The organism is Brevibacillus sp. HD3.3A, assembly GCF_013284375.2.
In the GTDB taxonomy this organism is placed as follows: Bacteria; Bacillota; Bacilli; order Brevibacillales; family Brevibacillaceae; genus Brevibacillus; species Brevibacillus parabrevis.
In genome coordinates this window covers 1,191,227-1,204,160 of the sequence record NZ_CP085874.1, presented here as the reverse complement: position 1 = coordinate 1,204,160, position 12,934 = coordinate 1,191,227, and the positions used below count along the sequence as shown (strand labels likewise).

Below are 12,934 nucleotides of genomic sequence, written 5' to 3'. Positions count from 1 at the left end.
TCCCTACCTGGAAATTTTGCCTTTACTCATACGTAAACTTGTTAATCAACACTTTCAATTCCTCGGACAACACCGACAGCGCTTGCGCCGACGAGGAAATTTCCTCCATGGAGGCGAGCTGTTCTTCGGAGGAAGCCGCTACTTCCTCGGCAGTTTCGGCATTGCCTCTCGCGATCTGCGCCAGATCGTTCGCAGCTGTCGTCACTTCATGCACCGCGTTTGCGATTTGTCCCGCAATGGCTGATACTTCGTCGATGAGCGGATTCGTTTGGCGGGTACTCTGGACGATTTCCTCAAACTTGTGGATCGTTTCCGTAGAGAGAGCCAAGCCTTCAGCCACATCCTGTCTGACTTTCTCCATGTTATCGACCGAGGCTCTCGTCTCTTTTTGAATTTCTGCAATCAGTTCGACGATTTGCTTGGCTGACTCCTGGGATTGCTCTGCCAGCAAGCGCACTTCGGTCGCGACGACGGCGAAGCCTTTTCCGTGTTCGCCAGCGCGGGCTGCTTCGATCGCGGCATTGAGCGCCAGCAAATTGGTCTGCTGGGAGATGCCGCTGATGACTTCCGAGATCGAGCCGATTTCTTTGGAACGGTCGTACAGCGATTTTATCATTTGATCGGATTTCTCCACGGAAGCATGAATCGAGTTCATTTGCCCTACGACTTGCTGCACCGAGCTTCCGCCTTCATCCGCCTGCTCCGTCGTTTTCGTAGCGATATCCGCGAGAACCTGGACACTTTGCGTGATTTGGACGATTCCTTCCGACACCTCTTGGAGAGAGTGCACATTGCGCTCCGTGACTGCGGTCTGCTTTTCCGCCCCTCCTGCCACTTCCAGAACCGCATTCGTCACTTGCTCCGTAGCAATGCTTGTCTGCTGGGCACTTGCCGTCAACTGCTCGGACGAAGCGGCAACTTGCTCGGCTCGCGCTTCCACATCGGAAATGAGCGTGCGCAAATGCTCCTGCATCATGTTGAACGCGCGGCCAAGCTCGCCAAGCTCATCGCTCGTGCGCACTTCGATGGAATCGGTCAAAATGCCTTGGCTGACCCGGACCGCATGCTCTTTCACCTCGCGAATGCTTGCAATAATCGAACGCAAAATCACGAAAATGATCATCCCGCCCACGATCAAGCAAACCGCAATCGTCCAAAGCGTATGCGTATAGATCGGGCGGGCAGCCTCATCCACTTCCGAGCGGAGCATCGAACCAGCTACTTTCCAGCCCGTAGTCGGATTGGTCATAAAGTACATTTCTTTTGGCTGATCCTGAAACGAATACGAGAACTGGCCCGTCTCCGCCTGGTACAAGTTGTCATAGAAAGCTTCTTTTGCTTCCTCTCCCGCAGTCTCTTCCGGGTGCACAACGTACTTCTTGGTTCCATCCAACACCATCACGTAACCGTTCGTGCCGATATTCACGCTGCTGGCCACTTTTTTGATTTGCTCAATGCCGAGCGTAATGCCAATGACGCCCGATCCGTCATCCGTCGCTTTCGCAATCGTTACGATGACTTCACCCGTAACGGCAGAAATGTACGGCGCGGTAATAATCGCCTTGCCTTTTTTCGCCATCGCGTTTTTGTACCAGTCGCGGGTACGCGGGTCAAAGCCTGCCTTTACTTCCTGTCTGGGCGAGCGCATGTAACTCCCGTCTTCCGTTCCCAAACTGATACTCGCTACCTCCGGGTTCATCCCCATGTAAATATCGAGGAATTTCACAGCCTCCGAGTCGTTTGTTCCTGCATACATGCTCTTGTTGATCACTTTCGCCAAGTAGTCAGCGTCTTTCAGTTTCGGCTCAAACGTATTGGAGATGATCGAATTTACGAGAGAAACATTTTCATTCGCGCTTTTCATGATCTGCTTCTCAATTTCCTGCTTGGCCTCCTGGAAAGACAAGGCTCCAACGACGAGGGAAGGGATAATCAGGATCAACAGAAACGTCACAATCAACTTGGTTTTGAAGCTTTTGATCCATTCTAGCTGTCTTACGTTCAAGTCTGTTCATCTTCTTTCCGTGTTGAATTTGGAGAAAAAAGGACAATCGTTATAAGTCCTAATGACTAATATCGGTAACTAGCTAACGTTTGTTTAGCAAAAAGACGATAAAGTTAATCGGCTATGATACCCGGGATCGCCTGCAAAAGGGCAGTAGCATGCGTTTCCGGGCGAAAAAATGGATGTAAAAAAGGCCGGGATATCCCCCGACCTTTTTCCTAGTGGCTTTTGTCCTATTCGTCATCGCTCATTTTTCAGCTTGGTCAGTCGGATAAACTGCTCGTCTCTTGCGTGCAGCCTGTCCGCGACTGAGACGTGCTCGTACGAGTAGATGCCTGCTCCTGATTTGGTGCCCAGCTCGCCTTTGTTCACGTGCTCGCTAATAATCTGTGGAGCCGCAGTAGATTGATCCAGTTCCGGCGCCAAATTGTCCATGACGCGCTGCCACGTATCCAGCCCGCCAAAATCAGCCGTCTCGATCGGCCCGACGAACGCCCAGCGAAAGCCGATGCCTGCTTTCATTACCGTATCGATGTCTTCCGCACTCGCCACGCCTTCCTCCAGCAAATGAAACGCCTCTCTCATCAACGCCGTTTGCAGGCGGTTGGCGATAAAGCCAGGCACATCTTTTTTCAGCAGCACGGGAGCTTTGCCGATTCGTTCCATCAGCTTGACTGTCGCTGTGACAACTTCCTCTGCCGTTTGCTCGTGGCGCACAATCTCGACAAGCGGAACGAGCTGCGCCGGATTGAAAAAGTGAGTGATGATAAAACGGTGCGGCGACTGTGCCTTTTCGATCAGCCGCGCGATAGAGAAAGTAGACGTATTGGAAGCGATAATCGCCTCCGGCTTGGCAAACTGCTCCAACTGGGCGAACAGCTGCCATTTCAGCTCGATCACTTCCGGCACAGCTTCCGTAATCACATCAGCCTCAGCCACTGCTTGCTGCAAATCGGTAGTCAGCACAATCCGCTCCAGTGCAGAGGACTTGTCCTGCTCCGTAATGACTCCCTCTTTTTCCAGCAAGTCCAGACTTTGTTCCACGCTCGCTTTTGCTTTGTGCAATAGTTCCTCCTGCAAATCGTAGAGCGAAACAGAGAACCCCGCCAACGCATATAGCTGGGCGATGCCATGCCCCATTACACCTGATCCGATTACTGCTACGTGCTTTATCATGTGGAGAACCTCCCGGGAAGTAGGTAGATCGCTTTTGCTTTGCGAAAATTTCCACAACGGGCGGACCAAATCCTGCTGGCAGCAAGCAGAAAAGCCGCACCCCCGGCTGGATCATCCCCGGACGTACGGCTTGCCTTTTTTACAAAAACCTGCGATGCACCTTTTTGCCGTCATAGGTGAACATGACTTGCCGATCTTCCACGACTGTCTCCAGGTGGATATTTTTTCCCCACAAGGTGTAGACGTAAGGCAGCGTCTTCTCGACGTACTTCACGTCCAGCTCCAAGCCTTCGAAGTGGTGCTTGAGCAATAGCTCTCCTGAGCGCAAATAGTCGCCGTCATGCACCAGCACATATGGGAAGCCGCCGTTTACCCGCGTCCCGGCCAGACCGTCGCGCACCTGCTCCCACTGTTTTTCCGTTACGACCCAGTCGTTGCCCTGCTTGCCGAACATGTACAGGTCGAGGTCGCTCACCAAGTCTTTTGTCAGGAAGTTGCGGATAAAGCTGATGTCGGATTCCAGCTCGCGCACCTCAAACAGCTTGGCGCGTCCTTCGCCCGGCTTGCGGCCAAAGCGCTCCTGCTCTTCCTGCGTCGGATTGTCCCAGCGTCTTTCAATGTCCTCAAAAATTTTCAAGCCGAGATGGTACGGGTTAATGCTTGTCGTCGACGGCTGGATGACTGAGGAATGCAGCTTGGCAAATTCAATCGTCTCCGCCTCCGTCAGCTCCATCTCCCGCAGAATGCGCATATGCCAGTAGGTCGCCCAGCCTTCGTTCATGATCTTCGTCTCCATCTGCGGCCAGAAGTAGAGCATCTCGTCGCGGATGATCGTCAGCACATCGCGTTGCCAATCGTCCAGCACATTGCTGTACTCCATGATGAACAGCAGCAAGTCTTTTTCCGGAGCCGGCGGGAATTTGCGCACTTGCTTGGCGGGATCAGCCTCCACTTTTTCTTTGCGATCCAGTCCCCACAGGTCATCGTAGGGCGATGTGCGCTCATACTTCGCTTTTTTCTGCGGCTCTTCCCCTTCCCGCTTCCATCTCAGCTTGGGACGCAGCAAGCTCGGATCAATATGCTCCTGTATCGCCAGGCTCGCATCCAGCAAGTTCTCGACCGCTTCCTTGCCGTACTCGATCTCGTACTGGCGAATCCGCTCGCCGCTCGCCGCCATGCTCTCGACCATATCGCGGTTCGTATTGGAGAAGCGCATGTTGTTTTTGAAAAAGTCGCAGTGAGCCAGCACGTGGGCAACGATCAGCTTGTTTTGGATCAGCGAGTTGCCGTCCAGAAGAAATGCATAGCACGGGTTGGAGTTGATGACCAGCTCGTAAATTTTGCTCAGGTTCAGGTCGTATTGCAGTTTCATCCTGTAAAAGCTCTTTCCAAAACTCCAGTGCGAGAACCTGGTCGGCATGCCGTACGCGCCAAACGTGTAAATGATGTCTGCCGGGCATATTTCGTATCGCATCGGATAAAAATCAAGGTTGAACCCCTTGGCTATCTCCGTGATCTCGTCAATGGATCGCTCCAGTTCTTTGCGCTCGTCGCCTGTCATTGCCTTTCCCCCTCCATTCGCCAAAGCCTACTTTATGTATATGGGGCAACTGGAGAAAAGACGCCACGGTTCTTCGAAAAAACGGTTGGAGTGGCAGGGAAGTGTTTTGACAACAAAAAAGCGTCTCCTTATGAGGAAACGCCTTCATCGAGTTTGGTTATTCTGGATCGTCTACACTTAGTTGGACAATAAAAATGAGGGCTTGTAGAATAAACCTATCATCCTAAGGAGCGGATCTCTACATGCCAAAGCAGCGAAGAACGTTTACAGCGGAATTCAAGAAATAAATGGTGGGACTCTATGAAAATGGGAAGTCCAGATCAGCGATTGTGGAGGAATATGACCTCACAGCTTCGGCTTTAGACCGCTGGATCAAACAAGCCCAAACGACGGGTTCCTTCAAAGAGAAGGACAATCGTTCCCCTGAAGAAAATGAGCTGCACGCTCTACAGAAGGAAGTCCAGCGTCTGAGGATGGAGAATGATATTTTAAAGCAAGCCGCGCTGATCATGGGACGAAAGTAGCGATTATCCAGAGCAATCGGGATAAATACTCGGTATCAGCCATGTGCGACGTCCTGCAAATCGCAAGAAGTACGTTTTATTACGAAGCGAAAGAACCAGCCAATGAAGATGTCATCACCGAAGCGATTGTGGACATCTTCCACAAGAATCGAAAAGCCTATGGCACTCGAAAAATCAAAGTCAAGCTTCAGGAACGCGGAACGGTTGTCTCCAGGCGCCGAATCGGTCGAATCATGAAGGAGCAGGGACTCGTATCCACGTACACCGTAGCACAGTATAAGCCTCATAAAGCTACTTGTAATGAAGCTGCTACGGCGAATGTCCTGGATCGTGAGTTTGATCAGGCGGAAGCCAAGCGCTTCGTTGTTAGCGATCTGACGTATGTAAAGGTTCAGAATCGATGGCATTACATTGGTGTGCTGGTCGATTTGTTTAATCGAGAGATTATCGGCCATAGTGCAGGTCCAAATAAGGACGCTGCTCTGATTTCCCGTGCTTTTGCGACGGTACAGGGCGACTTACGCCAAATTCAGTGGTTTCATACCGACCGTGGCAGCGAATGTAAAAATCAAAAGATGGACGAGCTTTTGGAGACGTTTGAGATCGGCCGATCTCTGAGTATGAAAGGCTGTCCTTACGACTGTGAATGCTAATCTAATTCTTGACCACCCAGTGGTACATCGCTCATAAAAAAGTTGACCACCTGAGCACCTATTTCCTGTATCTTGAAGTTGCTGAGACATCAAGGTATAGGAGGAAAGGACATGCTTCAGATGGCTAATTATGAGTTTATCAGGAAACAACACATTCTGCTAGGGAAGCCGATTCGCCAAATTTCTCGAGAAACTGGCTATTCCCGTCAAGTCATACGAAAAGCCTTGAAATCAACGGAGATCCCTGTGTACCAGCTTTCGCAACCGAAACCGAAACCAGTCATTGATTCCGTGCAGCCCATCATCCTAGAATGGCTGCACCAAGATGAACAGGCTCCTCCCAAGCAGCGTCATACTGCCACCCGTATCTATCAGAGACTTGTCGACGAATACGGATTCACCGGCGGTGAATCTACAGTTCGACGTTACGTCAGACAACTACGCGTTTCTCCTCCAAAAGCGTTTGTCCCCCTCGACTTCCCGCCAGGGAAATTTGCCCAATTTGACTGGGGCGAGGTTACTGTTCTTTTACAGGGTAAGCAAGTAAAAGTTCAAGTCTTTTGTATGCGTTGCACCTATAGCAGAAAGATTTTTGTCAAAACTTTCTTTCATCAAAAGCAAGAAGCTCTTCTTCAAGGGCATGTCGATGCCTTTGGTTTTTTCGGCGCTGTTCCTCAGGTCGTTACATATGACAATCTGACAACAGCTGTAAAGAAGGTGTTGGAAGGCAAAAACCGCGAGGAGCAAGAGCGATTTGTCCAGCTTCGTGCCCATTACCTCTTCGAAAGCTATTTTTGTGATCGGGGAAAAGGGCATCAAAAAGGCCAAGTAGAAAATCTCGTAAAGTTCGTCCAAAAGCAGTTCTTTACCCCGGTTCCAAGTGTCTCTTCACTAGAGGAATTAAATCATTTCCTTCTTGAGAAATGTATCTCTTACGAGACAACTACCGTTCCAAGGTCATCCTTAACCGTTGGAGAAGCCTTTGTACAAGAGCAGCACGTCATGCTCCCCTTACCTCCACAACCACTGGATTGTTGCCGTATCGTGTCTGTGAAAAGCAATACCTTGTCTATGATTCACTTTGAGAAAAATGCCTATTCTGTTCCGGTTTCACACGCATCTACCGAGCTTACTTGTAAGGTGTTTGCCGAACGGATTGAAGTGTACCATGGTAACAAATTGATTGCTCAGCATGAGAGATGCTTAGAAAGCGGCAAAGAGCTTTTGCAATACGATCACTACCTGGATTTGCTTCTTACTCGACCAGGTGCAGTTTTGTATGCCAGACCTTTGCATCAGGCGGGGCTACCTCCAATTTACCAACAGTTCTTGGACAAGTGCCGCCATCGACCAGGCGGAATGAAGGAATTCGTTCGACTCCTGTTATTACATCATGAATTCGATACTATTCTTGTGGAGGAATCATTAGAGGAAGCTTGTCAAAAGGGGATGTTTCAGTATGATGCCGTAAGGCAATTATTGTTTCATCGTACGTTACCGGAGCATCGTCTTCCTCAACTCTCGTTGGCTGAAGATAGTTCTGTTCCGCGTATTCAAGTAAAAACTCCCGATCTTAACCAATACAATCGTCTGTTACAAAAGAGGTGTGTGGTGCATTGAGTACAACTTTCTTGCTTGAAACCTATGCCAAACGGCTTCGATTACCGGCTATTAAACGTTTCTATAAGGAAATGGCCAATGATGCTGCCGAACGACAAGTCCCTTATGAGGAATTCCTTCTCGCTCTTTTGGAACAAGAAGTGCAGCAAAGGGACGCAAATCAAATCGCCAGTCGGATCAAGCATGCCAAATTCCCTTCAACGAAAACACTCGATCAATATGAATTCTCTGTGATTCCGTCTCTTAATAAACCGAAATTGTTACAACTAGCTCGTTGTGATTACATCGAGAAGGCAGAAAACATCATGTTTATCGGAAACTCTGGTACGGGTAAGACACATCTCTCGATTGCTCTGGGTAAGGAGGCTTGTCACCATGGTTATTCCGTACAGTTTTGGACAGCCGCGAAAATATGCAACGAGCTCATGGAAGCTCAGTCCCAAAAGCGAATCCTTCAGTTGGAGAAACAATGGCTCAAAACTGATTTGATCATTCTAGATGAAGTCGGTTTTGTTCCCCTAAGCAAAACAGGGGCGGAGTTATTATTTCAATTTTGTGCAGCACGTTATGAGAAAGGCAGCATGATCATCACCAGTAACCTTGAATTTGCGGATTGGACACAAATTTTTAAAGATGAACAAATGACAGCAGCTTTAGTTGATAGGCTTACACATCGTGCCCATATTTTTGCCATGGTGGTCAATTTTTTGATGAGCACGGTGGTCAACTTTTTGATTGACATTCACACTTACGACAACGCTGTGGCCGAAGCCACCTACAAAATCATGAAAACAGAGTTCGTGAACCAGGTGAAATTTCATAATCTTCGTCATCTGGAATTGGAATTATACGATTACGTCAACTGGTTTAACAAACATCGCATTCATGGAACATTAGGCTATATGACGCCTGTTCAGTATCGCCATACAGCCCTTAAAAAAGTTGTCTGATTTACTGTTGACAATCCATCTAGAAGCCATCGAAATTCCTGGTAGGTGATGGAGCGAACGGCTTCGGCATTCATTGGCCATTGAAAACTTCCGTTTTCCAATCGCTTGTAAAGGAGAACAAATCCATCTCCTTCCCAACAGAGTGCTTTCAACCGATCACGTCGCCTACCACAAAAGAGAAACAGACTGTTCTGGAAGGGGTTCAACTGATAGTTCTGCTGGACAATGGCGGCGAGTCCATCAATGGACTTTCGCATGTCGGTATAACCACAAGCAATATAGATTTTATCCGCTTTCGAGACATCACCGAACATTTTGCAGTGCCCTCAGGGTGTTTTCGATCAACGCTGCTGATGCATGGTTGCGAATCTCCAGTGTTACAGCGCCAAAACGCAATACAATATCCGATGATTCTTGATCCGAAGAGCAAGTTTCAACTGCGTGGTTTGGAATATTTACTGGAACGATAGGATTGTTTCCACTAAGTGATGGGAGCGCTTATGTTTAGCAATCTAAGAGTGCCGAATATTGCTGTAAATTCATGCGTGATATGCGATTTTTATACAGCGGCTTGACATGGAACCTCTACGGGTATGATGCAGGCAGAAAGGGCGATAACAATAAGGTTTCGCTTGGCGATCTAGCCTATCATACCCGCCTCTCCATGTAAAGCCACGATTGTATAAATGCATTGTAAAACTAAGCATTTTTAAATTGCAATTTACAAGCGCTTCGCAGGCAGCTTTACGGATCCTTCTTAACCAATAGTAATAACTTGCTGGTTTGATGTTATTCTCAGCACACCACACAGCGACTGTCTGACCACTACTGCGGCATTGACGACGATCTCCGTCCACTGGTTGAAACGATATTGGCTTGTGACTTCCCGAGTATCCAACTCTAACCCTCCCACTATAAAGTTTTTCAACTTTACTTTAAAAACTTTAATTGAGAGGATTGTCCCATAGTTTTAGGGAGGATTCTATCCACTGTCTTATTGGACGCTTACGGTTGACGATATCCACCTTAGTTTCGTGTATAGTCGATAGTGTTAAGGTATAGAAAACTGTAAATGTACCTATCCCAGAACTGGCATTCGCAGAAGCGAAATTTGAAGTAACCATTAAAACAAATCGATTCGTGTGCCTTTACAGGATAACGGTTGGAATGGAACCATTTGTAATAACCCTAAAGCAAATAAACCTACTTCAACACAATGATCTCCTCAGCTATTGATCTTTCTTGAACGACTTGACCATTCTGGACGACGTATATATACACCTTGTCCAAGATATCCCGCAAATCCTCTAGATGATCTTCTGAAGGGAAATAATCCAGCTGCTCAGTCATAAGTATATATCTTGGCTCACCGTTAAACCGTTCACTGTAAAAATCCACCAAGGCCAAAGAATAAAAACTCTTCACATGCTGCCGACCATTTTGATGTTCGTACTTTTCCACGATTTCTTTAAAATCAACAGAGAATACTCGATTGCCTTTTCCGTTTGGCATGATTTCAATTTGAAATAATCTTTTTGGAGGCTTCATGCCAATGTTGATTTGGCGTTCGACTAATGTCAATCTTTCATCTCTACGAGCTTCAATATCAATTAAGGTTGCATTCGTTTGATTGATCAAGGCAGTATTTCGGTTTTCGATATTCTCCTGCTCATACTTATCTCTTTTTTCAATGACATCATCAATTTGCTTGGAGAAAGTTTTTGTGAGGTACTTGGAGACTTTATCCAGTTGCTTTTCCCGCTTTTGTCTAATTTCATTTCTGAGTTGAATCGCAACTTTCACTGCTTCCGAGCGAATCTCTTGATCCAGCTTCTCATTGAGCTGCATCCATTCTCCCTCAAACACAGATTGAAACAGCCAATAAGCATCTATACGAATTACTTCTCCATTTTCCCGCTTCGCTAAGAAGACTAGTTCTTTTCTCAAATCCTGCCCTGTTCCATCTGCAACTGAAACGAGAATAGCTTCAATTGAAAGTGGTTCTTTAACCGGATATGACATCATGAAACGATTTAACGCCCACTTTTCCGTCTCTTTCTTACTTAATTTTAGAGCCAATTGAAACAAAGGATGATTATTAGTCATAACTTCAACATCAAGTTCTTTGTATTGTTGATATCCCGTAAACTTGATGGATTCCATATCAACAAGCTGGATTAATTGATTATTCCTAGCAAAATCACGAATGAATTTGGGCAGTCGATCGATTCGGATCACTTTGTCATCGATAATCTTGTGAATACGAACATTGTTTTGCTTAAAAATATGTTCAGCAAATGATGAGTAGCATCGTACAGGTAACCGGTTTACAGCTAAGTCATTCTGTTCTTTTTTGAGTGTCGGTAAATCAAATATGTCTTTCTCCAATCGTTCTTGCTCAACCAGTTTAATCAGTTTTTTATGTTCTTCCGATAGGGTTTTATCCATAGCGGCAATGATATCATCTAAATTCTCACGTTTTAGTACAGCCGCTTCCATTAAAGAAGCCAAGTCACCGTACTCATTTTCTATCACTTCACCAATAAAATCATAAACCAAATCGATGCCTAAATCTCCTCTCATCTGCTCCATCTTCTCGAGAAGTCGTATCATTACATCCCCTTCACGAGTATTGGAGGCAACTAAGTTAAAAATGACAACTTCATTTTTTTGACCAATCCGATGAATACGCCCCATTCTCTGTTCCAAGCGGTTGGGGTTCCATGGGATATCGTAATTGATCATCTGATTACAGAATTGCAAGTTGATTGATTCTCCACCTGCATCCGTTGCGAGCATAATCTGACATTCATTTCTAAACATTTCAACTTGTCTTCTACGCTCATCGATGGAATATTGTCCAACGATTTTTGCTACTTTCGGCACTCTTTCAGATAGTTCCCGCTCCAGAAAGTTCAGTGTATCGACGGATTCAGTAAATATTAGGATCTTTTCTCCTTGGTTTATTAGTCCATTAACTCCAAACAGCGTTAGCTCTAATTCTTCGTATTTCCTTTCCACGCTGTTCATTTTTATGTATGTAGTTTGGTCAATCAATTTACTGATTTCGTCAATTTCTAATTGCAATTCTTCAACATCAATATAATAGACGGAATATTCAAGATCTTTTTCTATCTGATCCTGCATGTCAAACGATTCTTCATGATAATCTTCTGTATCAATTGTCTTCAGCTTTTTGAGAAATTTTTTTCTTTCTAGTTCCGATTGTTCCATAAGCTTTTTCAATCTTTTTTTCCGCCGCTGTAAAGAGAGGTGAATGGCTTCCAACGAGGAAGTTAATCTTCGCTGCAAGAGCATCATTGCAAAAGCGGTACTGTTATTACCGGAATTTATGGCTCTATTGAAATGATATCGTACATAGTTGGTAACAAGATCGTATAATTTTAATTCCTCCGGTGAGAGTTGATACTGTATTGTCTTCGTTATTCTTTTGGGAAACAATGGTGTGCCTTCAAATGTGGTCATGCTCTCTTTTAATCTTCGTATCAAGAAGGGATTTGTCTTTTCCCGAAGACTTTCATTAACAGATGTATTGGAAAAAATGTCATAGTCAATTAACCGCATTAGATGGCGGAAATTCTCCATATCCCCTTTATGTGGTGTAGCAGTCAGTAAGAGAACATGCTGTGTTGGGCGAAGAATGAGCTCACCTAACTGATACATTTTCGTTTTTGCTGTCTTTTTATTTACTTTTCCGTGTGTATAAGCCGCCATTTTATGTGCTTCATCGATAATAATAAAATCAAATTCAGCCGCACTTATATAACCCTTTACATCATCACGAGCAGCCCAATATATACTGGCAAGGCATAAATCATTCTCTATGAATGGATTTTTACCGCCATATTCATTTAATGTTAATCGATTAATAATCCGAAAATTTTCCCCAAACTTTTCCTCCAACTCTTCCTGCCATTGCTTGAGTACGAGTGGAGGAACCAAGATCAGAATACGGCTTGCACTTGCTCTAGCTTTCAATTCTTTGATGACCATACCCGACATGATGGTTTTACCCGCCCCTGGATCGTCCGCTAACAAAAACCGAACTTGAGGCACTTGCAACATTCGATTATAAACTGCCTCTACTTGATGAGGAAGAGGAATCAGGCGAGTGTTGCCGAGCGGTCTTCCTTTTGAAAATCGTTCGTCTACTTCGAAAGCATAGTATTGGAGCATATGTTGAATGTCTTCGCTTGTAGCACTGATCTTCGCTTCTGTTTGATGAGTTAAACAAACTAATGCTGTCATGTCATTGTGTTCAAGCAACAGTTCATAGTATTGGTTCGTCTCACGGCCTATGGCAGCAATAGAATAAAACTCTCCATCGATATTCTCCACTTTCTTTATTTCTACCGTTTCAGGAAATTGAGCCCCTTTCACAATATCTCCCGGCTTTATCAATCTCTACACCGCCTTCCTAGCTT

General features: G+C 45.9%; 7 protein-coding genes and 1 pseudogene. 3 read left to right on the top strand and 5 right to left on the bottom strand.

Translation table 11 applies throughout. The features are described from left to right. Positions 1-22 precede the first annotated feature (22 nt). The 3 genes from HP435_RS06055 to HP435_RS06045 all read right to left on the bottom strand — a co-directional run bounded on the left by HP435_RS06055 (position 23) and on the right by HP435_RS06045 (position 4,742). Positions 23-2,005 carry a methyl-accepting chemotaxis protein gene (locus HP435_RS06055; protein ID WP_173598479.1) on the bottom strand — a complete coding sequence of 661 codons (1,983 nt, stop codon included), beginning with the start codon at positions 2,003-2,005 and terminating at the stop codon, positions 23-25. A gap of 240 nt (positions 2,006-2,245) precedes the next feature. After that, on the bottom strand, positions 2,246-3,181 hold the full coding sequence (locus tag HP435_RS06050; protein WP_173598480.1) for a 3-hydroxyacyl-CoA dehydrogenase family protein: 936 nt from the start codon (positions 3,179-3,181) through the stop codon (positions 2,246-2,248). 139 nt (positions 3,182-3,320) lie between these two features. Then, positions 3,321-4,742 carry a SpoVR family protein gene (locus HP435_RS06045; protein ID WP_063228418.1) on the bottom strand — a complete coding sequence of 474 codons (1,422 nt, stop codon included), beginning with the start codon at positions 4,740-4,742 and terminating at the stop codon, positions 3,321-3,323. Between the two features lie 287 nt (positions 4,743-5,029). On the opposite strand from HP435_RS06045, the pseudogene HP435_RS06040 reads away from it, so the two are divergent. The 3 genes and pseudogenes from HP435_RS06040 to istB all read left to right on the top strand — a co-directional run. Further along, a pseudogene (locus tag HP435_RS06040) lies at positions 5,030-5,907 on the top strand (IS3 family transposase); the annotation flags it as partial. A 123-nt stretch (positions 5,908-6,030) separates the two neighbouring features. Beyond that, complete coding sequence (gene istA, locus HP435_RS06035) at positions 6,031-7,539, top strand: IS21 family transposase (RefSeq protein ID WP_217365616.1); 1,509 nt, start codon at positions 6,031-6,033, stop codon at positions 7,537-7,539. Further along, positions 7,536-8,489, top strand: coding sequence for an IS21-like element helper ATPase IstB (gene istB, locus HP435_RS06030; RefSeq protein ID WP_173598482.1), 954 nt, complete (start codon positions 7,536-7,538; stop codon positions 8,487-8,489). The genes istA and istB overlap by 4 nt, the downstream gene beginning before the upstream one ends. Here istB and tnpB read toward each other — a convergent pair. Both tnpB and HP435_RS06025 read right to left on the bottom strand, forming a co-directional pair. Continuing rightward, on the bottom strand, positions 8,453-8,803 hold the full coding sequence (gene tnpB, locus HP435_RS29235) for an IS66 family insertion sequence element accessory protein TnpB (protein WP_173598483.1): 351 nt from the start codon (positions 8,801-8,803) through the stop codon (positions 8,453-8,455). The genes istB and tnpB overlap by 37 nt on opposite strands. 889 nt (positions 8,804-9,692) lie before the next feature. Further along, entirely contained in the window at positions 9,693-12,911 is a 3,219-nt protein-coding gene (locus HP435_RS06025; protein WP_173598484.1) for a DEAD/DEAH box helicase, read from the bottom strand. Positions 12,912-12,934: the final 23 nt, after the last annotated feature.

What these genes read in the sequence shown, in the direction of transcription:
- HP435_RS06050 (WP_173598480.1), bottom strand. Translation starts at nt 3,181, where the DNA reads ATGATAAAGCACGTAGCAGTAATCGGATCAGGTGTAATGGGGCATGGC.
- HP435_RS06045 (WP_063228418.1), bottom strand. Translation starts at nt 4,742, where the DNA reads ATGACAGGCGACGAGCGCAAAGAACTGGAGCGATCCATTGACGAGATC.
- istA (WP_217365616.1), top strand. Translation starts at nt 6,031, where the DNA reads ATGCTTCAGATGGCTAATTATGAGTTTATCAGGAAACAACACATTCTG.
- tnpB (WP_173598483.1), bottom strand. Translation starts at nt 8,803, where the DNA reads ATGTTCGGTGATGTCTCGAAAGCGGATAAAATCTATATTGCTTGTGGT.